The 22105-nt window shown below is 35.8% G+C and carries 19 protein-coding genes; 2 read left to right on the top strand and 17 right to left on the bottom strand.

All coding sequences use genetic code 11. The annotated features are described in order from the left end of the window. Positions 1 to 527, bottom strand: a 527-nt coding sequence (locus tag HU235_RS08655; RefSeq protein ID WP_174879945.1) for a macro domain-containing protein, incomplete at its 3' end; no start/stop codon positions are given. A 205-nt stretch (positions 528 to 732) separates the two neighbouring features. Here HU235_RS08655 and map point away from each other — a divergent pair. Then, the gene (gene map / locus HU235_RS08660; protein WP_174879946.1) at positions 733 to 1476 is read left to right on the top strand and encodes a type I methionyl aminopeptidase; all 744 of its coding nucleotides are present in this window, start codon (positions 733 to 735) and stop codon (positions 1474 to 1476) included. A gap of 356 nt (positions 1477 to 1832) precedes the next feature. Here map and HU235_RS08665 read toward each other — a convergent pair whose 3' ends face one another. After that, positions 1833 to 2192, bottom strand: a complete 360-nt coding sequence (locus HU235_RS08665; protein ID WP_174879947.1) for a hypothetical protein — start codon at positions 2190 to 2192, stop codon at positions 1833 to 1835. A 261-nt stretch (positions 2193 to 2453) separates the two neighbouring features. After that, the gene (locus HU235_RS08670) at positions 2454 to 6239 is read right to left on the bottom strand and encodes an S-layer protein (RefSeq protein WP_233452172.1); all 3786 of its coding nucleotides are present in this window, start codon (positions 6237 to 6239) and stop codon (positions 2454 to 2456) included. A 418-nt stretch (positions 6240 to 6657) separates the two neighbouring features. Between HU235_RS08670 and HU235_RS08675 the strand changes: the two genes are divergently transcribed. Then, positions 6658 to 6825 carry a hypothetical protein gene (locus HU235_RS08675; RefSeq protein ID WP_174879949.1) on the top strand — a complete coding sequence of 56 codons (168 nt, stop codon included), beginning with the start codon at positions 6658 to 6660 and terminating at the stop codon, positions 6823 to 6825. A gap of 83 nt (positions 6826 to 6908) precedes the next feature. Here the strand turns inward: HU235_RS08675 and HU235_RS08680 are convergent, their stop codons facing one another. The 14 genes from HU235_RS08680 to HU235_RS08745 form a co-directional block, all read right to left on the bottom strand. Continuing rightward, complete coding sequence (locus HU235_RS08680) at positions 6909 to 7313, bottom strand: cupin domain-containing protein (RefSeq protein ID WP_174879950.1); 405 nt, start codon at positions 7311 to 7313, stop codon at positions 6909 to 6911. 35 nt (positions 7314 to 7348) lie between these two features. Further along, positions 7349 to 8182, bottom strand: a complete 834-nt coding sequence (locus tag HU235_RS08685) for a carbohydrate ABC transporter permease (RefSeq protein ID WP_174879960.1) — start codon at positions 8180 to 8182, stop codon at positions 7349 to 7351. Between the two features lie 6 nt (positions 8183 to 8188). Next, positions 8189 to 9112 carry a carbohydrate ABC transporter permease gene (locus HU235_RS08690; protein WP_233452173.1) on the bottom strand — a complete coding sequence of 308 codons (924 nt, stop codon included), beginning with the start codon at positions 9110 to 9112 and terminating at the stop codon, positions 8189 to 8191. A 117-nt stretch (positions 9113 to 9229) separates the two neighbouring features. Continuing rightward, positions 9230 to 10519: an ABC transporter substrate-binding protein gene (locus tag HU235_RS08695; RefSeq protein WP_174879952.1), complete on the bottom strand. Its 1290-nt coding sequence runs from the start codon at positions 10517 to 10519 to the stop codon at positions 9230 to 9232. 273 nt (positions 10520 to 10792) lie between these two features. Next, the gene (locus tag HU235_RS08700) at positions 10793 to 11743 is read right to left on the bottom strand and encodes a transketolase family protein (RefSeq protein ID WP_174879953.1); all 951 of its coding nucleotides are present in this window, start codon (positions 11741 to 11743) and stop codon (positions 10793 to 10795) included. Between the two features lie 28 nt (positions 11744 to 11771). After that, entirely contained in the window at positions 11772 to 12614 is an 843-nt protein-coding gene (locus HU235_RS08705; RefSeq protein ID WP_174879954.1) for a transketolase, read from the bottom strand. Between the two features lie 67 nt (positions 12615 to 12681). Next, positions 12682 to 13389 carry a FadR/GntR family transcriptional regulator gene (locus HU235_RS08710; RefSeq protein WP_174879955.1) on the bottom strand — a complete coding sequence of 236 codons (708 nt, stop codon included), beginning with the start codon at positions 13387 to 13389 and terminating at the stop codon, positions 12682 to 12684. A gap of 429 nt (positions 13390 to 13818) precedes the next feature. Further along, complete coding sequence (locus HU235_RS08715; protein WP_095300214.1) at positions 13819 to 15141, bottom strand: MFS transporter; 1323 nt, start codon at positions 15139 to 15141, stop codon at positions 13819 to 13821. Between the two features lie 42 nt (positions 15142 to 15183). Continuing rightward, positions 15184 to 15498: an L-rhamnose mutarotase gene (rhaM, locus tag HU235_RS08720; RefSeq protein ID WP_174879956.1), complete on the bottom strand. Its 315-nt coding sequence runs from the start codon at positions 15496 to 15498 to the stop codon at positions 15184 to 15186. 283 nt (positions 15499 to 15781) lie between these two features. Continuing rightward, positions 15782 to 17425 carry a helix-turn-helix domain-containing protein gene (locus HU235_RS08725; RefSeq protein ID WP_174879957.1) on the bottom strand — a complete coding sequence of 548 codons (1644 nt, stop codon included), beginning with the start codon at positions 17423 to 17425 and terminating at the stop codon, positions 15782 to 15784. Further along, the gene (locus HU235_RS08730; protein ID WP_174879958.1) at positions 17412 to 19265 is read right to left on the bottom strand and encodes a cache domain-containing sensor histidine kinase; all 1854 of its coding nucleotides are present in this window, start codon (positions 19263 to 19265) and stop codon (positions 17412 to 17414) included. Before HU235_RS08730 ends, HU235_RS08725 begins: the two co-directional genes overlap by 14 nt. Next, positions 19255 to 20295 (bottom strand): autoinducer 2 ABC transporter substrate-binding protein, encoded by a 1041-nt coding sequence (locus tag HU235_RS08735; RefSeq protein WP_233452174.1) that lies wholly within the window; start codon positions 20293 to 20295, stop codon positions 19255 to 19257. Before HU235_RS08735 ends, HU235_RS08730 begins: the two co-directional genes overlap by 11 nt. A gap of 502 nt (positions 20296 to 20797) precedes the next feature. Beyond that, the gene (locus HU235_RS08740; RefSeq protein WP_095300219.1) at positions 20798 to 21532 is read right to left on the bottom strand and encodes an amino acid ABC transporter ATP-binding protein; all 735 of its coding nucleotides are present in this window, start codon (positions 21530 to 21532) and stop codon (positions 20798 to 20800) included. A gap of 21 nt (positions 21533 to 21553) precedes the next feature. Continuing rightward, on the bottom strand, positions 21554 to 22105 hold a 552-nt coding region (locus HU235_RS08745; RefSeq protein ID WP_174879959.1), incomplete at its 5' end, for an amino acid ABC transporter permease.

The raw sequence follows: 22105 nt of genomic DNA on the forward strand, positions 1-22105 counted from the left end.
ACATAATGCTCATCAATATACTCATTTATTGAAGAAAATAGCTTTTTACTTAAACGAAATGAATTTTTATCAAAGACAACAATGTATACGTGCATATCATGCTCAAATAAAAATGAACTAATCGTTGAAACAGCGATTTGTAATGCTTCTTCCTTTGGATATCCAAATATCCCCGTTGAAATCAATGGAAATGCAATTGATTCGACACCATGGTTTTTTGCTAGCTTCAAAGAGTTTAGGTAAGATGCCTTTAATAATTCTGCTTCCTCATTTGAGCCACCTTGCCAGATTGGCCCTGGTGTATGAATGATAAAGCTTGCAGGTAAATCAAATCCTTCTGTCATAACTGCTTGTCCAAATGCACAGCTACCAATTTTCTCACAAGCCTTCTGTAGCTCGATTGCACCAGCAGCCTGAAATATAGCACCACATACTCCCCCACCCATTTTCAACTCCGGATTCGCAGCATTGACAATCACATCAACATCCATTTTTGTTATATCGTTTCGAACAATTTCTAAAGGCATAATGATTGCTCCTTTTTTCGGATACTAATACTTATATGATAACGAAATCCGTATTGATTAAAAAGTGGCTAGAGCTAGGTAATTTTGATAAAGTTATAATCGTCATATATAAATTTAACGAATCTTTAAGAATTTGTTAAAATAATAGGATAGAAATAAATTTTTAAAAATGAGGGAATACATTCCCCCTAGAAAGAGGAATACAATGATTGTCAAAACAAATGAAGAACTTGAAGCATTAAAAGAAATAGGGAAAATCTGTGCAACGATTCGGGACGAAATGATTAAAATGACTAAACCTGGTGTTACAACGAAGGAGCTCGATGATTTTGCTGGTGAGCTTTTTGAAAAATATGGAGCTGTATCTGGTCCAAAGGAAGAATATGATTTCCCTGGATTTACGTGTATTAGTGTAAACGATGAGGTCGCACATGGAATTCCTGGAAAACGTATCATCCAAGAAGGTGACCTAGTAAATATCGATGTATCTGGTTCGAAAAATGGATATTTTGCTGATACAGGATTGTCATTTGTCGTCGGAGAAGGAGAGCCTGTATTGTATCAAATATGTGAGGTTGCCAAAAAGGCATTTGATGCAGGACTAACAAAAATGAAGCCAGGTTCACGATTAAATCGAATCGGAAAAGTCGTTTATCAAACTGCACGTTCCAATGGCTTTACCGTTATTAAAAACCTTACAGGACATGGCGTCGGACACGCTTTACATGAGGAACCAGACCATATTTTAAATTATTATGACCCAATGGATCCGATCCTTTTAAAAGAGGGAATGGTTCTTGCCTTTGAACCATTTATTTCAACAGGAGCAGAAGAAATTTACCAGGAAAGCGACGGCTGGACATTTAAAACTGAAGAGCGAAGCTATGTGGCGCAAATCGAGCATACCGTTATCGTGACAAAGGAAGGTCCGGTTATTATTACAGAATAATGGTTGACTTAGCTTTTTAGAGAAATAATTTATATAGTAGTTTCTTTACAACGGGCACTTATAATTTGAAGTGTCCTTTTCTTTACTAAAATTCATCTTTTTTAGGTATAATCCTTTTTCTGTTTACATCATCTAAAATAAACATATTGCTATCGTCTAACATTTCATTTTTATATTTAAAATCATTTTGAGCATCAAGGATTACTGCAAAAAAATTCGTTTTTCTCCATGTTTTCGTAGGGCAAACTCGTATTTATCCATAATCCTTCAATATGATATTTAAAGATGCCTCAATACATTTACTCCCTTTACGAAACATTAAACTTTGAGGAGAATAAATTGTATACCTCAATGATTTAATTAAATTCACCTGAACCTGCTTGCCATAATAACAATTCTATCTTCTTAACTAATTCATCTTTTTGCTTCGTTTCAAAATCTACTAACGGGTTCCCCCAATCGAAATCTTTAATTAATTCAAGACCATAACAACCTTCTGGATCACCTTCAGGATACCAACCAACATCTAGCAATAGATGATACCTACTATGTGTTATTTGCAGCAAATCCTCTGTGAATTTCCCCCATTTTTCTTCATCCTCTATACTTAATGTCGATGGATCTAATTCTATTAAAGTGTTATAACTAACCTCCCAACCAGAAGGTATTCTTAGTGGTTGAAGCTTATACTTTGGTGGATTCATTCTTATTTTCATCGTTATTTCCTCCATTAAATTTCAGTTAACATGTTTAATCATATTAAGATGGAAATATTTTGTGAATAGGCTCATTTTCCTGAAATAATCATTACTAATTGAAAATTCGTTTTCCATTTAAACATTTTTATTTTCATCAATAGAATAATCGTCCTCCCTATTCTATCTAAGTTAGTAATGTTAAATCTTTTCTAATAAAACATTAAAAAACTTGTAGAATCCCACATATACAGATTCTACAAGTTAAAACTCCACCCTAATTTACTTTTCCTCTAACCCCTTCACAGTCTCTATCAAAGCTTTCTCTGCTGCAACGAGCTTTTCCAAAGTCGATTGCGGATTTTTCAATACAGATTTTGCATTTTGCAGGGCAGAATGGAACGGTTTCCAGCTTTCCTTCGTGTAGTTTTTATGATTCTTGTTTTTATGTTCATCATATAGCTTCTGCAGGTTTTCTTTTGGTAGTTCGACTTTATTTTTCCCTTTAATTATATCAATTCCGTCTAAAACATAAGTGCCACCTTTTATGACGATTTTTGCTGTATGTTCAGAGTCTTTTAAACCACGGATGTTGTATGATGTTTGTCTGTCACCTTTTGCAAAAATCCTTACGTTCTCTTCAACAAGCTGTTCATCAATGTAGACGTCGATTAGTGCATCAGGTGTCGCGCCAAATAAATTGAACCCTGAGCCTGTAAAGTTGAAAATCATACTGCTGTTCGGTTCCTTTTGTTTCGGTGTGCTGTATATATTGATACCACGATAATCCATATACGTATCTTTTCGTTCATTGTCCTTCAAAGACACCTTTAGTGTATGTGGCTTTTCTTCAAGCCCACGTATAGAATATCGAATACCAGTGTTTGGATCAACGGAAAAGTTTCCGATATCCACCCCATCAAGCTCAAAATTATAAAGTGATTTTTCATTAGTTCCTGCAAGGTAATCAATTCCTGAACCTGTAAAGTTAATGAAAATATACGGATCATCATCAAAATTTGCCCATGCATTCGTCGTATTTGAACCCCATGCTGTATTTTTCCTAAAAGCATAAACGGTATTTTCTTTATTATCGATTAGAGATTCGTCAGATATTTTGACAATATTAGTAGGTCCAAGCTTTGTAACGGCTAATATAGGGTCATTTGTCTCGATTTCAGCCTTCGTAAAGCTCGTATATTTGTCTTTTGCGACAACTTTAAGGGTGTGTTCTTTATCTTCAAGATTTTCAGCAGACCAAACTTGCTGATGGATCTCACTGTTGTTAAGGTAATTCGCCTCACCTACTAGCTTTCCATCTAAGTACACATCTGCTTTTCCATTTGATGGATTTGTTATTCCATACAAACGAATTTCTGTACCTTTAAAGGCAATTTCAAATGAGGCTCCATTTGTTCCCCATGTGTTCGAACTATTTGACGACCAATTGCCTGTATAGAACACTTTATTTAATGTTCCTTGCTTCGTTGTAGTATCTTGAAAGCCAACGGTCACTCCATTCCAAACAGGAATATCGGTTTTTGCCGTCATTTGAGTTCGGTTAAAGTGTGCATAGCCTGCTTGTGTATAGTCCCATTTTCCAACATAGCTTATAGGGTTTAAATCATCGTTATTGCTTTGAGCTTCATTCTCAGACTCATATACTTTTCCTTGAGCACTATCTATTTTTTCTGATTGATACGTATACCCTTTTATTGGGTCAACTCGGAAGTTATCAAAAAGGGTTTCATAGTAACCTGAGCCAATAGCTACTCTTCCAGCCATAACTGCGGAAGATTCATCTGTATACGAATCAATTTTCTTTCCGTCTAGATAAAGTGTAAAGATATTTTCCTTTGCTTCAAATGCTAGATTATGCCATTTTTTATTATCAAAACCCTTTACCATTCCACTTTTGACAACATTGCCCAGCTTAAGTATTTCGTATCTTCCGTCGGAATAGACTCGTCCATTGTACGGCGCATAAGAATCCGCTCCACCCGCTTTCACTTGTCTAACCCCGATTAAGGCATAGTTGCTTCTATCCTTCACTTCAGGTGTATGTGTATCGAGTAAAAAGTCATATGATGCTTTATAATTGACCCAACGATGATCTCCAATAGTCGTATTCGGATTACTGTTAGATGCAGAGCCATCTACTCCACCCCATACTGCCCAATCCGCACCAATGATATCCGGAGTTATTTTTTGTTGAAGCATATTTCCATGCTTTTTCGCATCAGGAATTTTTAAATCAATCCGTTCTGCACTACCACTCTTTTTCGGCTTTGTTGCCTTTTCGACAACCTCAAAGGCCGCGTTTTGATCCGTTGTATACCGTGGTGTTCCCCCACGACGTTCAATGTAATCTCGACCTTTTTCATCAACAGGATAGCTTTTGTATTCAAAATCATCCGTATATGGTAAAGGAAGGATTGTGTCTTTCGAAACATCAACTGGTTTTGATTCATATTCAAAGCCTTCTATTTCAGCTTTCTTATCCAATGTTGAAACTGTGACGATTGAATATGGTTTCACTTCTACCTCATACTCGCCAGCTTTTGGATTGATTTTTTTAATTTGTTTAAACCAATTCGCATCGTAATTTTCCCCTTCATCAGGACCGCGTGTTTCCCAAACAAAGACAGGAGAATTTTCTTTCCCACGCAAATTTTTCGCCTTTATTTTGTATTTACGAGTCTCCTTCGTATTATTGGCAAAAATAGTAGTATAATCATCGGTTTTTGGATCCTTTAATGTTAAATAATTATGAGTACTTGTATCAACATCGACACCACCATCGAAAAAGCTTCCATCACTGTAGGTAGCGTCCTTCACATACATCCAACGCTCATTTTCAGGTGTTGAAGGATCATCATATCCAACAAAGTTCATGACATGACGAACCCCTTGCAAGCCACCGTCAGCTTCATAAAAGCCCGACCACGGATCATATGCACTAATTAAATGCTTCGGATTATAGGAAGAGCCCTCATAAAACGCAGCAACCGACGGCTGAAAATCGAATGAAACAGCTTTAAGCGGATTATTACCAGCACCTGTCCACGTATAAACAGAAATTATCCGGGATGTCACATCGATAATCCCTGCTTTCCCGCCAAGACCTTTGTAATTCGGCTCCATATTTTCTCGGTAACGTGCATTAATCATAGGTGAAATCCCTTCTGAAACCCACACTTCTTTCGGCTGTTTTCCTTCTGCTATCAATTTGTTTTGCAATTGCGTTAATTCGTTAGAACCCGTAATTCCATAGTGTGAGCTAATGACATCAATTTCATCGATTAAATCAGGATGATTTAGAAGTGTTCGGCTAATGGAAGCTGTATCACGATAGCCATCTGCTGCAACTAGCTTGATTTTCTTATAGTCTGATTCATAATTAGGCTCTTGCTTGATTTTAGATGTAAAATATTTAAGCCATTCCACTTCGATTCGACCATTATTGTTTTGTGCCCGTTCATTTTGCGAAATGCCAATATAGTCAAGCTTAAAGCCATACTCTTTATAAACAGCATCGATTGTCTGCTTGTACCATTTATAGCGATTTTCATAATCGGTGTTTGCTGCACTACTCCATGACCAGCGAGGTTCTCCCCAACGCAAAATTTCCGTCGTAATCTCAGGATTAATTGATTTTGCATCTGCGGCAAATTGGAACCCTGCACCTCTTAGCACATTTGCCGGTTCATCTGCATACCTCATTGTCGCAGGCTCAGTACCAGAGGATGAATTTACATCTGCACCAAGCTCAACCTTGACATGGGCAAGCCCTGCACCAGTCTCTTTGTTAAATAATTGATTCATTATTTCCCAATATTTATCAGGATGCTCTTCTTTGTAATCTAGTAATAAACGAGACGTATTATTAGCAGTCACTGTTCCAAAGCCTTTAAATCTGTCATACTTGTCAACATTGTTACCGTCAATCGTAAGCTCCTTTGTCACAGCCTCCGCCTTCGTAGTATTTTTATTACTATCAATAAAGACGGCTGAACTAATGATCATGCTTGTAACACAAAATAACCCGACAATCTTTTTTATTCTCACCCTTTTACTCACCAACATCGATCATCCCTTCCCTTTTGTAAAATCGAATAGGACAAACTCACTTAAACGTATTTTTTCAGAAAGTCCTCCTTCCCTCTCAAATTGGTAACGCTTACATTATTTCACACTCCTGAATCTGTTTAATAATATTTTTTTGACATCATTTATTGCTTTTTTTACATTTTAACGCAAAACTGTTCGATATCTGTATGCAAAGTTGGCAGGAAAAACAAAAAGACAAAAAATTCAGTTAATGATAATATTGCCCATTCTTTATTTCATTTCCTGGGCAAGCGCAAAAACAGACATATATTTGCAAATTCCTTACCATTTCGCGGCTATTTTCTTAGTTATATGTATAAGTTTTTATACTCGTAGGAAGCTAAAACATATAATCTTTAATTGGAGTGATGCGCTAATGACTAATAAAGATGAAAACCAGCAAAATTCTTTAGAGTATAGCATATGGGATACACGTACTAGTGAGGTTCAGTTGGATCATGATCTCGTTTCAAGAGCGCGGACGTTTAAAAATTCTTTGAAAGCATTAGGAGATGCTTCTGAATTGAAGGAAGTTGAAGAGTAAAAATTGGATATAAAAGAACAAGTGCTGAAATCAATGAACCATTTGTTAAGTAGATTTCATGATCACTTGTTCTTCTAATATCACTATTCAATATTTACACATTTTCTTATTTGTTGAATTTGCTGGTTAGATAGTTTGAAGATATCCGTATTTTCCAAACTTGTTGATGAATCTTCTATTAAAACTAGTTTAGTATCCTTTTCTGTTATTGTATTATGCCAAAGTGTGGCAGGTATATTATATACTTTGAACGGCTCCATCTTAACTACTTCAAAATGCAATCCATTTGATGTTTCATTAGCATAAACTAATTCACATTTACCTGCTATTAAAACAAAAAGTTCGTCCGTTTCATTGTGTCTTTCTAAACAATCGATACTTGTAATGTCATTTGCTGGCTTCCAATTTTTTATCCCAACAAGCCATTTTTCATTTTCGTAAACTCGATTCATTCCTTCTGCACTGTATTCAAATGCTTGGATATTCATTTCCTGAATCCCCCTATATACTTATATTATGTTTTTTATCCTTTAACAGAGCCAGCAGTCATCCCTTCAATAAGTCTCTTTTGAGCAAAGAAGAACAAAATGCATACGGGAATAATTGTGATAATTCCACCTGCTGTTAGCAAATCCCATTGAACACCTAATTGTCCAACTAAATTTTTTAATGTCACAGGAATAGTCCTGCTAGCTTCATTTGTAAAAAGAACAGCAAATGTGTATTCATTCCATGATTGAATGAAGATATAGATTCCTGTAGCGATAATTGAAGGAGATAAAACAGGGAGAATGATTTTAATAAATGCCGTTGCCCTGTTTGCACCATCAATCATTGCAGCTTCCTCTAACGATGAAGGCAAATCCTTTAAGTATCCAGTTAACATCCATACGGAAAAAGGAATTGTAAAAGTAGCATAAGCAATAACGAGTGATAATGGGTTGTATAACAGATTTGCATTCCGCATAATTGAATATAACGGAATTAACAATAGCACTGTTGGAAACATATTATTTGTTAAAAATAACACCATTAAAAATTTCTTTCCTTTAAACGTGAATCTTGTAAACGAATAGGCTGCTAATGTAGATACAAACAATGTAACAAATGTTGTTACTGCTGCGACGAAAAAGCTATTAAACATAGGTTTTAAAAAGTTAAATTCATTAAATAGCTTTTGATAGGATAAAAACGTTAAATCATTTGGCCAATATGTCACCGTAGTCCCGTACAATTCAAGCTCTGGTTTAAGTGATGTTACAAATGTCCAATAAAAAGGGAAAAGTAGAAATAGTAGAATCGTAAAGGTTGGAATATAAAATGTTATTAGTTTCATCCAGGTTGTATTCTTTTTCATCAACACTTATCCCTCCTTAAAGGTATTTTTCAAATATGGAATTGCAACAATCGCTAATAATAACATCAAAATTAATGCCATTGCAGAAGCATAACCAAGGTCTAACACTGTTGCTTTATTAAAGATATAAACACTTAATGTTTGGGTAGAGTAAGATGGTCCTCCACCTGTCATACTGTAAATAATATCTACTGAGTTGGAAACCCAAATAATTCTTAATAAAATCGTAACCATGATGACATTTTTTAACGAAGGGATGGTAACCCAGAAGAGCTTTTGCAGTTTACTCGCACCATCAATATCCGCTGCTTCATACATTTCTTTGGAAACACCTTGTAGTCCCGCTAAAATCATAATTGCAAAAAAAGGGATCCCCTGCCAAATAATCGTAACAATGACCGATGCAAATGCTGTAGATGTTTGTGAAAGAAATGGAATGTTTTCCTCAATAAGATTAAGCTTCATTAATACGTCATTTAATACCCCATAGTTTCCATCATATATCCACTTCCACATGAGTCCAATTAACACACCCGGAGTTGCCCACGGAATTAAACTTACGGCACGAACGACTCCACGACCTTTAAACTTTTTGTTTAATAACAATGCTAAAACAAACCCAAAGAAAAACTGAAGACCAACTCCTGCACCAACCCAAATTAGCGTATTTTGAAAAGCCTGCCAAAATTGAGGATCGTGAAATGCCTCGATAAAATTACCTAATCCAATAAACTCAATCTCATTGGGTCTTCTTAAATCATGGCTTCGCAAACTCATAACAAGAGCCTCTAAAATCGGGATAAAGACTACAAAGGTCACAATCAATAATGCTGGAGAAACAAGTAAATAAGGCCAGAGATTCAATTTTCTTCGGTTAGCTTTTATTTCCGTTATCTGATTTGTATTCGATTGTAATTTAATACTAAACACCCCTTTCAATAACCTCATGACAGCCTTAAAAAGTCATTTGAAATTGCTATCATGAGGGTTGGATAGGATAAAATGTATACGCTATCATTTTTTGGTTTGCATATCGTTATCTTTCAATTATTTATATAATTCTTCCTTTAAAATTTTCATCGTTTCTTCAGCTGATTTTTCTCCCATTAAAGCTGAAGCAATTGTATTTGGCCATGTCGTATTTATCCATTCAGTTGTTGAATCTAAAATTGGCAGAATTCCAGCATAGGACTGACTATCAATTGAAGCTTTCATAAACTTGTTCTCTTGAAAATAATCCATCGATTGGACAGACTTGCTGACGGGTACATTCCCTGTCGCTTTTGTCCACATCTCCTGTCCCTTACCAGTTGCTAAATAGGAAACCCATTCAAATGCTGCTTCCTTGTTTTTACTAGACTGAAAGATAACATTTTCTGTATCTCCCATTGACGTCCATTGACCATCACCTGCTGGAAAAGGAAAGGCCGATACATCTTCACCTAATGCTTCAATCATTCCAGAAGATGAACCGGTATGATGAATAGTCATTGCTGTTCTACCTGATTTAAAATTAGAAATAATTTCATTAAAACCATCAGTCGTTGCGGTTGGTGGGACGTAGCCTTTTTCATATAAATTAATGAAATCCTTCATCCCTTTAATAGATGCTTCACTATCAAGATTTTCAAAGTTTCCACCACGACCGTAAATAAAGCTTCCCCAAGGCTCTTGCCCTCCTTTTGCTCCCCTCATCCCAAAGCCATAAACATCCGTTTTCCCATCACCATTCGTATCCATCGTTGTCTTTTCAATTGCTGCTAAAAATTCCTCATATGTTTTCGGTACATCAATTCCAGCTTTTTCAAAAATGGAAGGTCTGTAGTACACATATAAAATTTGTGTATTCCATGGCATGACATAAATGCTATCTGTATTACTGGCTTCTTTCATTATGTTGTAGATATTTTCGTCAATTTCATCCTTATCTTCCCAATTGTTTATAAATGCATCTAAATTAGCTAGTAAATCATTCGCTGTAAAAAGTGGTGTTGAAGTTAGTTTAAAGGAAGCTACATCTGGACCGCCTCCACCCATAGCAGCAGTAAATAACGTTTCACTGTACGCTCCTCCATCCCATGGGTACTCTTCACCAACAACGGTAATCCCTTTTCCATTTGTTTTATTAAATTCTTTAATAATTTCCTGCATAACATTGGAATACTCACTATTGTCAGCCCAATACCAATATTTTATTGTTGTCCCTTCACCATCGTTTGTCCCTTGCTCCTGACCTTGACCCTCGCTACTTTCTCCAGTATTTGATGATAGTAAGCTACATCCGATTAATCCTATACTAAGAAATAAAATCAGAAAGGACGTAAACATTTTTTTCATAGACTAAAATTTCCCCCTTTTAGGAATTACGTTCCTGTTCTTTTAGATGAGTACCAATGTTTTTCTTATCAGAGGAGAGTACCGCTAATTTAAATGGTTGGTTGATGTTAGTTTCATTACAAAAGTGAGTTATAATAGATGAGCTTAAAATTTGTAGTAGAATGATATAGTAGGTACATTATGAAGTGCATATAATAGTCATTATGCTAGTACTCTTTTTTCTAGATTTAATTATATCTTTGATAAACTTGTTTCATTAGACAAAACGAGCTATTATACATTTACTTTTTTTCTCAATATAGATTTTTTTGCGGATTCTACAATATTATGTGATGTAAGTCCATATTTCTCTAGTAATTGTTGTGGAGGACCAGACTCACCAAATGTATCATTAGTACCAATTCTTACTAATGGAACAGGGCAATGTTCAGCTAAAACCTCTGCAACAGCACTACCAAGTCCTCCTATAATTGAATGTTCTTCTGCTGTAACAATGCATCCGGTTTGTTCTGCATGCTCAAGTATGATTTGCTTATCTATCGGTTTGATTGTATGCATATTAATCACCGCGGCATCAATTCCCTCTTTGGCTAACCGTTCACTTGCAATAAGTGCCATCTCAACCATTATTCCACAAGCTATAATAGTAACGTCTTTACCATCACGTAATTTACGAGCTTTTCCTATTGAAAAGTCTCCAGTCCCATCTGTTACAATTGGTACAGGTGTTCTTCCTAAACGTAAATAAACGGGGCCTTCTATTTCAGCACTTGCCTTTGTTGCTTCATAGGCTTCATTTGCATCAGCAGGCACAATGACAGTCATACCCGGCATGACTCGCATTGATGCAATATCTTCAAGAGCCTGATGAGTAGCACCGTCTTCGCCACAGGTTAAACCTGCATGACTAACGGCGATTTTGACATTAGCGTTGTTATAGCATGCAGCAAGACGGATTTGCTCATTTGCACGTTGGGCAGCAAATACCGCATAGGTTGTAGCAAATGGTACATATCCAGCTAACGCTAAGCCTGCTGCTGTTCCAATCATATCCTGCTCCGCTATCCCAATTTCAAAATATCGCTCTGGAAACTTATCAGCAAAAAAATTCGCACGCACCGACTCAGCTAAATCTGCTCCAAGTGCTACAACTTTTGGATTTTCGTGTCCCAATTCAAGTAATGCTTTACCAAAACCATCACGACCGCTTAATTCATTTGACATCATACTTCCTCCTCTTAATGTACGATTTTTAATGAAATACTAAATCCTTTCCAAAGCTGCTTTCACCAATTTCATCAAGTGCTAATTTAGCTTCTTCTTTAGATGGGGCTTTGCCGTGCCAGATTGGTAGGTTCTCCATGTAGGAAACCCCTTTGCCAATAACTGTTTTAGCAATTATTGCTGTTGGTGCACCTTTATGTTGTTCAAAAGCATCAAAGGCAGACTTAATTTCCTCAATATTGTGTCCATCAATTTCAATTGTCTTCCAACCAAATGATTTAAATTTATCAGTTATCGGCTCGATGTTCATCACATCTTTGACATGTCCTTCAATTTGAATATCATTCCAGCTAATAATAAGTGCAAGCTGGTCCAATTGATAATGTGCAGATGTCATTGCAGCTTCCCAAATCTGTCCCTCTTGAATTTCACCGTCACCAACAAAGCAATAAACTTTTGCATCATTATTTTTTAATCGATTTGCAAGCGCCATACCATTTGCAATTGAAAGACCTTGCCCTAATGGTCCTGAAGAGGTTTCTAAACCAGGTAAATCCTTTCTGGACGGGTGACCTTGTAATCTAGAATTTATTTTTCTAAAGCTATGTAGTTCTTCTAAATCAAAATATCCACTTCTAGCCATAGCAGAATACAACGCAACACAGATATGCCCATTACTAAGTACAAATCGATCACGACCCTCCCAATCGGGATTCATTGGATTATGACGCATCCGATTAAAATAAAGTTCAGCTATGATATCAGCTGCACCAATTGCTCCACCAGGATGTCCTGTGTTTGCTGATGTAAGTTGAATCACGTCTCTTTTAATTCTTGTAGATATTTCCTTTATTTCTTTTGCTTTTTTCATCTGTCAATCCCTCCTTATTTACTAAAAAACTAGCGAATACCAAAAAGTTCGTTTATAATATCAAAAACTATGTTTTCTTCAAAGAATGGCTTGATAACTCATTATTTAATAAGATTTTCATTCGTCGACTAACATCTTCAAATTGTAGTTCTAGTAATTTCTCAGCTTCTTCTTTGTTTTTGGTAAAAATGGCTTGATACAGTTGTTGATGAAGTTCAGCTGCTTTTAGCAAATTATCGGATCTTTGTAAATGATTCATTTGTTCAAATAAATCCCAGAAAGCTTTTAACAGCTGGTCTAACACAATATTATTTATTCTTGAATACATCATTCGATGAAATAGCTGATCTTCTTCTGTAAAAACTTCATTACTTTTTGCTTTAGCTAGCATTCTGTCAACTAAATCTCTCATAATTTGCAAGTCTTCTAATGTTAAAGACTCGATAACAGAAGGTAAAAAGCCCTTTTCTAGGGTGTAACGGACATTTAATAGTTCAAATAATGTCTCAGGACGAGCTCTTAAGAGAATACTCCATCCACCTGTTATGGAATAGCTCACATCTGGTAACCTTACCTCTCGCCCCTTCCCTTGAGTTGTAACAAATATACCGCTTTCTTCAAAACCAATTAAAAGCTCTCTTAGACCAGAACGACTAACTCCTAATTTTTCTACCAACTCTTTTTCTGTTGGTAAACTTTTTCCAGATGTTAAACAATCAACTATTATCTCAATAATGTGCTCCTTTAGTTGATGTTTCTCTTGAAATCCAGTCATAGGCTATCACCTCCTCTTTAATTGTTTGTAAGCACTTTCATTTGTCAAACATATGGTATCATTTGTCTGACAAATGGGTCAACGTGAATTGTCTGACAATTTCCTCATCTATTCCACGATGAAAAGACAAAAAAACCGCTTCATCTTTTTGATATTATTCAATGTGACAAAATCATTTTGATTTAATCAATGCTAAGATAAGAATTATTGTTGAAATAATACGTTTATTGTTAAGAAATTATCCGCTATTATCAAAAAACACCTGATTAAAGTTTATATAAAAGAAATTATCAATTGTAGACTCCATCCTAAAAATGTTTCATATGCATCGTACTTCTTTAAACTTTCTAGCTATATTCCCACTAAGGTACTTTTTTCTCATAAAGAAAGGTCTTCCCCACTGTTCATCAGTGAAGGAAGACCCTATTTTCAAACTGTTTTTCGATACGATGGCTTAGTTACACCATCTCCATAGCGTTCTACCTCAATTTGCTTTAGCGATTTACCTTGTGTGTTTGGCGCGAGTGCAATACCAATAATCATGTGAATGACTAGGAAGGCAATCATTACGATACCTGCTACTGTAAATCCTAGTGTATCCATCAAAATCGGTAGGATAAACGACCAAATAGCAATTCCTGTTCTGACAATAAAGTACATAAGACCTTGAGCACTTGCACGGTAACGAGTTGGGAATAATTCACTTGTCCAAAGCGCGTAAAATGCCTGAGCTCCGATACCTGCTGCAGCTCCCCACAGGATCACAAACGATATGAGTGTTGGCCATGTCATTGGCATAAATGTAAGGATAATCCATCCAACTACCCCCATTGCCGCCCCAATACCAAACAGCATTTTTCTACTAATTTTATCCCCAAGTTTCATGAATACAAAATACGTTGTAATAACCGTAAATAACCATAAGAAGGCTTGTAATATATTTGCTTGTGCAGTACTTAGACCACCGACATTTTCATAAATATATGGCATGAAATAACCCATTGCACCTGCAGTTAAATTCCAAAACAGGTAAATGCCGATTAAAAGAAACAGTGCTTGGCGATTTGCAGCTAACGTAAATAACTCTTTAAGAATATTCGGTTTGATTTTACCTGACGCAGCTTCTTTTTTCTCTTTTTCTTGTTGTTCTTCCCAAATTTTAGATTCATCTAACCCTCGTCTAATATACCAAGTAATAAAGGCAATAACTAATAAGTGAAGAAATATCAGTCTTGAACCTAATAATCCAAGCGGTGCGACTAATACAGCTAAGGCAAACGTCAATGTTGGCCCAATTGACCAAGCTAATTGAGCTGTACCAACATGTGCTGCACGTTTGTCTTCAGGTGATTCTTCAGCAATGTAGGTCCATGAGACAGGTACACCTGCACCTACTGCTAACCCAGTAATAATTGTTCCAATTAAGAGCATCGGGAAGTTTACTGATCCCGCTATCAATGCTACCCCAATCATATAAACTAATAAATCATAACTAAATATAAACTTACGACCAAACTTATCTGTTAATGGTCCACCAATTAATGCCCCAATTGCTGCACCAAAGGCATTTGCACTTAATGCGCTTAATAAACCAACTCCCATACTATCGATATTTAAATATGACTGCCACAGAGTCAAGCTACTTGCTGCAGCAATGATTGAGCCAGCCTCAATATAGTTCGCCATAGCAACCGCAATCGTAGCCTTCCACCCAGTCACATTTTTCGCTGCAAATTTTTTGTTTTTAGCCATTTTCAAACCCTCCCTAAAACTACAGATTGTCAATTTATTTTGTTACTTGAGATGAAATACTTCCTTTAGTTGGGTTGTAACAGGACTGTTATCTGGATGCGTTTCCATAACAGGCTGCATAAACTCCCAGCATTTTTGATTAATTTCCGTTTTAGCCATTTGTGCCCATTTCTCTTCATTTTCGATTTCAACATAACCAAATAGCTTACTTGTTTCTTTTTCTAGAAAAATAGAATAATTGCTTGCTCCATGCTCGTGAAGTGCTTTTACCATTTCTGGCCATATTTCGTTATGACGTTTTTCATATTCTTCATGTTGATCTGGATAAACCTTCATAACAAACGCTTTTCTGATCATTCAAATCACTCCTTCTCTACATCTAAGCAACCGCTTTCTAAATTTGAGGTAGTAAAATTACCCTGTTAAATGTCAATCATTCTAATACATGGTCCTCATGAAGCTCTTCTCTTCACTTGTCATGTTCTTCATCTATAAATCTAGGATATAGCACCTTTTTATCATATGGTAGGAGACAAAACTAAGGTAAGGGGGACATTTCTACCCAATTGAAAGGGTTTACAAATTTATTTTCCCTGATTCACCACAAAAAGACAGCGCTTAATTTTAAGCGCTGTCAAAGTCAATCTACATGATTTATCGTATGGTCCGACCGGTATTGTGAAGGAGATTTTCCCTGCCATTGTTTAAATAGCTTGCTAAAATATTTCGTATCCTGGTAACCAAGCATCTTTGAGATATCTGACACTTTTAAGTCTGACATCTCTAGTAGTTCCTTTGCTTTTTTTAACCGACATTTTGTTACATAATCAAGGACTGTTTCACCCGTTTGCGCTTTAAATAAATTGCTAAAGTAGGTTGGGCTCATATAAACATTGTCAGCAATCTTTTTCACGGTAATTTGGTCACCAAGATGTAGATGAATCCATTCCTTCGCTCGTTGAATTGGCCCTGAATCAGCTTCTTTTAATCTTGCAATTCCTTTCTTCACCTTCAGTACCCATCCTTTTACACCCGCTTTTAGCTGTGAAAAGTTTCCAGCATATTTTGTTATATGCAATGCTTCTGTTAAAAGTCGTGATTCATCTGAAAATCCATCAAAATCCATCCATCGATCAATAATTCTAATAGATAATAAATGAACAGATTCCTCGATAAATGCAGGAGAATCAGCCATTTCTAACTCGTGAAAAAATAATTGCAATAGGTTAATCGTATCATCATCAGTTTCATTTTCCATTGTCGTGATAATTTGCTGAACATATTTATATATCGTTGATTGAATTCCTACTGGTGTTTGCTGATTTCGATTCGTTTGGTCGGATAAATAAAAGATCTTATTTCCACCTTGGATAATTCTCTGTTGGATTAGCATTACTAACTCATCTTTAATATGGAGAAGCTCACGTAAATCGCGAAATTCGTTACCTATAGCTGCAGAAACAGTAATAGGTGTTAATCGCTGAATGTCTTTCTTAATATGATTGATATAATCGTGTAATAGCATATTTGCATGCTGTTGGCTTTCCTTTTCACAGTACAATAGTATCCAATAATTAAACTTCCCTGCACGCCACCACCAGTTTTTTGCGTAATATTGGTTTATTTCCTTATCATGAAGCTTTTCAAATATTTGCTGAATTGTCTGATGCCAGTCTTCCCAAGTATTAGTATCCATTTTCTTCGTGACTGTTAAAAATTGATCAATCCCTAAATATATTAGGCGATATGCCCCAATCGGAAAATGACCATTCCAATCAATTTGAGGTTGACCGATTTCATCACTCCATGTTACTTCACTAAGAAGTTGAATTTGCTGAGTTTTCGTCAACAAAGAAGCCCTTTCATAAACATCTTGCCATTCTTGCTCTTCCTTTTTTTTCTTCATGATTTTTCCCTTTACTTCTCCCAACTGTGCACGAAACTGATTGCGATCAACTGGCTTTAAAATATAATCAACAGTTCCTTCCCTCATTGCGGCTTGTAAATAAGAAAAATCATCATAACCACTAACAATCATTGAAAAGAAGGTTTTGTTTTCATTTAGTTTTTTTATTAAGGCTAACCCATCCATTTCAGGCATTCGAACATCGGTGATTAACAGATCAAATTCGATGTTGTTGCTTGTAATTGCTTCAAATGCTTCCAATCCGTCGGAAAATGATCCGATCACCTCCCATTCTTCACCACAGGCAAGGACTTGTCTTTCTATCGCTCTTCGTATTCTTGATTCATCATCAACAATAATTGTTTTAATCCTCGTCATACGGGTCCCCTCCTTCATATTTAGTTATAAACCTCTCAACATCTTCTTTACGAATAATTGGAATGGTTATGATCATAGCTGTCCCTTCCTCTTTCCTACTTTCAATCGTTAGTCCAAAGTCATTTCCGAACATCATAACAATTCGTGAATGGACATTCGTAATACCAAATCCTGAATCACGTTTTATCCATGATTCTGATTGTAAACGCTGAACGAGATACTCAAGCTCGTTCTTTTCAATACCTGGTCCGTTATCACTAATGTTGAATTCGATATATTCCTTCCCGCTTTGTTCGAGAACCTTTTTGATAAAAATCGATAACTGAAGCATTCTTCTTGATTGCATTCCATATTTGATAGCATTTTCGACGATTGGCTGAAGAATAAACTTTGGTGTATAGTAATCTTTATTTTCAAGCTCATTGTCAATCTCAAATTGGATTCTTTCCTCAAAACGATATTTTTGCAAAGTTAAGTAATGTTGGATATGCTCCACCTCATTGCGTATCGGTACGAGATTTTCCTTATTACTAAGTGAATACCGTAGCATTTTCCCTAGAATCGCAACCATTTCAACGACAATTTCTTGTTCTCCTTCTTCTACTGATGCTCCTATTGTCTCAAGTGTATTATAAATAAAATGTGGGTTTATTTGAGATTGGAGGGCATATAGTTCTGCTTCCTTTTGATTTAATTTAATTTGGTAATTCTTTTTTATTAATTCTCTAATTCTATGGATCATTGATCGAAAACTACTAGCAAGGATCCCTACCTCATCCTTAGATTTTATTGGAATTTCCACATCTAAATTCCCTTTCTCAACATCTTTCATGACCCCTGCTAATACATGAAGTGGCTTCGTAACGGTCCATGCAAGAATAATTGAAATAACTGTTGTTATCGCTACAAGCACAAGAAAGATAATAATACTAACATTTCTTACTACATCTGTTCCTTCTGTTAAATATTTTAGTGGGATACTATGGACGACAATCCATTTATTTTTATGAGATTGATTGACACTAATTAATGTCCTGTCATTAGCAGTTGTCGTCCGAAAGCTTCCGTTTAGCAGCGGAAAATGATTCAACTCTGTATAAACTTTACCGATCTTGGCTTGATCAGTGTGAAAAATAATTTGCCCCTGCTGATCCATCATCCACATCGTTGCATTCTCTTCTTCGTCAACATCTTTAAGAACTTCTTTAATAAAGTTAACTTGTACGGCTAAAATCAATGTACCAAGATTATTTCGATTATCTAAATCTTTAATATTTTTAACAAGAAGTATATATGGTGGATTTCCCTGAAACGTTAAGTCAACTTGATGAGGCAGCAGAATTTTAACGTTAGCATCAAAATCATGTGGCTCACCATATGGAAGAAATTCATTTTCAAAATTAAAACCTTCATAATTCAGTTTCGTGCTAATAAAAGTTCGGTTATTCGATAGCAAAAAAGCACCAAGTATATCTGAATTTGTTCCATCTAAATACGTATTTGACAAAAAATTTTCTACCGTAAATTTATCTTCTAGCAAAGCAGATTTTTCTTGGTAGGGACTACCGCGTAATACTTTAAGAACATCACTAGAATTATAAATTAAATTAGACAGATTTTCTAAATCACTTATCTCATTCTCAATATTTTGATTCGCTTGCTTTAGAAGTCTAGGAATATATTCCCCAACTTCTTCTTCAATAGATTTTATATTTTGATAGTAGATTGCTAATCCTAAAAAAGCCATTGGTATAAAGGTTAGGAGAACATATGTGATCAAAAGCTTCGTTTTTAATGGTAGATTGATGATTCCTTTTGTCTCCCATTTTTTAAAAATCATATTCGTCGATATTCTCCTTTGTTATATCTATTGGGTTGCCCATAATGATCGTATCATCCTCAACTTTTACAACACCTACATTTGGCAATCGTTGGTTATCTGTTATTGGTTTTCCGTCTAAGCTTTCCTTCATCACACTTACTGTTAAATAGCCTAGACGTTTTGGACTCCATAATGTGATCATTTCAGCAGAACCATCTTTTATAAAAGTTCGCATCAGGTTTGGTGTAGATAGTCCTACTACTTTTACCTTTCCTACTTTCTTTAAGTCTTTTACAGCTTGTGCTGCTGCAGGAGGTCCAACAGAAGTGCTACCAATTATCCCTTTTATGTCCGGATACTTAGTTAAGAGCTGTTTAGCTGCTGAATATGCCTTATTTGGGTTATCTTCTGCTTCTATAATTTCAACAAGTGACATTTCCGGATAATTCTCCAATTGGTGAATTTTCATCCACCTTATCCATCCATTCGAATTAGCCGCCTCACTTGAGTCAGTTATGATTGCATATTTTCCCTTTTCTTTAAGTTGTGCTGCTAAAATATCAACTACATGTCTACCAATAATCTCGGGGTCAACCATACTAATATATAATTGTCGGTACTTTGGATTCGTATCGGAGTCCCACGTAAAAACCTTGATTCCCCTTTCTTTTGCTTTCTCCATAGCAGGACCAATTTTTTCCGGATCAATTGCCGACACCGCAATAGCATCCACTCCCATCTCAATAAAACCTTCAATCAATTCTACCTGTTGCTTCCAATCCATCATAATTGGTCCCTGATAAAGGACATTCATCCCCATATCAGAGCCTGCCTCTATTGCCCCTTCTTCTGCAGCATTGAAATATGGAATTCCATCAACCTTAGGTATGATCGCAACGGTATACTTACTTGTTGATTGGCTATTTGCTTCTTCGTGTTTATCTTCCCCATCATAGATGACCTCATATTTGTTTCGGTCTGATGACATCCCAAAACATCCTGTTAATAAAGGAAAAAACATAAGGAGCAATAGTAGTCTAGAAGTCATCATAATCCTCCCTGTTATCATGATTCTATGAAATATTATTAAAAGTAAAATGAGACTAGTCCTATCAATTTCTCTCTACCCAAGCATAATACATATTGTTATAGCGCTTTCATTTTTTCTAACCAATGGAATGGCTTCCTATAATAATACCTTACAGGATATGGTATCGATTTCTTAAGACCTTCGATATTCTTATTCACTTCAAAAATAAGTGTCTCTTTTTCAACAAAATCTGTCAACAATAAAAAGTTTACAGGAAACTAATCGGATGGAGGTATTAGGGTATGTCATTTTCCTGTTAAACCTGCTTCAAGAGTCACTTTTTATTTTCAAAACAACTTTTTTTAAACCTATCATTACACATTGTACAAGGGGAAAAGCTAATAGTTTACATAATATAATTGCAGTTAAGTATTTATTTTATCCAATGATATCATTCAAAAGTTTCACTTCATAGAAAAACACCTCCACGAGTCACTAAGTACCCTTGGAGGTGTTCAGTTTATTTTAACGTCCGTTTTAAAAATTCCTTTGTTCGTTCCTGAGTCGGATTGTTGAAAATTTGCTCTGGTGCTCCTTCCTCTGCAATAACTCCTTTGTCCATAAAGACGATTCGGTCAGAAACTTCCTTCGCAAATTCCATTTCATGAGTAACAATAAGCATCGTCAAACCAGTATGAGCTAGCTCCTTCATGACCTTTAAAACCTCACCAACCATTTCTGGATCTAGCGCTGATGTTGGCTCATCAAATAGCATTACATCTGGCTCCATTGAAAGAGCTCGCGCAATCGCTACACGCTGCTTTTGACCACCTGATAACTGCTTTGGCTTCGCATTGACGTATTTGTCCATGCCAACGATTTTCAAATATTTCATTGCTACTTGCTCTGCTTCTTCTTTAGAACGTTTTAATACTTTGACTTGTCCAACGATACAATTGTTAAGAACATTGTGGTTGTTAAACAAATTAAACTGTTGAAAAACCATCCCTAGCTTTCTGCGGTACATAAAAATATCATGATGATCATCTAATATATTTTCACCATTATAAATAATTTGGCCGCCGCTTGGTTTCTCTAATAAATTAATACAGCGAAGAAGCGTTGATTTACCAGACCCTGATGAACCGATAATACTTACGACTTCTCCTTTACTTACTGAAAAGTCAATATCCTTTAATACCTCATGAGTTCCAAAGGATTTGCTCAAATGCTGGATTTCAATTACCTTTTCCATGTCCTCGCCTCCTTTGAAAAATTACATCCCTTTAGTATGTGTTGTTTTTAATTGGTTTTCCGAGCCTATTATTGTGTAATTTTCTGAACCCTCTAGTCTTCTTTCTAAATATAAAAGAATTCTTGTCACAATAAATGTCATGACAAAATAGATTAAACATGCGACAAAGAATGATTCGAAATATCTAAAATTGTTACCAGCGACAGATTTTGTTAAGAAATACAACTCTGAAACCGAAATAACGTTCAACACAGATGTATCTTTAATATTAATGACAAATTGGTTACCAGTTGCCGGTAAAATGTTGCGGATAACCTGAGGTAACACGACATTCCACATTGTTTGGAAATGATTCATCCCAATTGCCTGTGCTGCTTCAAATTGTCCTTTTTCGATTGATACGACACCACCACGGACAATTTCTGCCATATATGCACCTGTATTAATCGAAACGACGATAACAGCTGCAAGCAATGGATTCATATCGATATTAAATGCCATAGCAGAACCGTAATAAATAACCATAGCTTGAACGATCATTGGTGTTCCGCGGAAAAACTCAATATATATTGA

Origin of the sequence: Metabacillus niabensis (assembly GCF_902829255.1) — a bacterium.
GTDB lineage: Bacteria > Bacillota > Bacilli > Bacillales > Bacillaceae > Metabacillus > Metabacillus niabensis.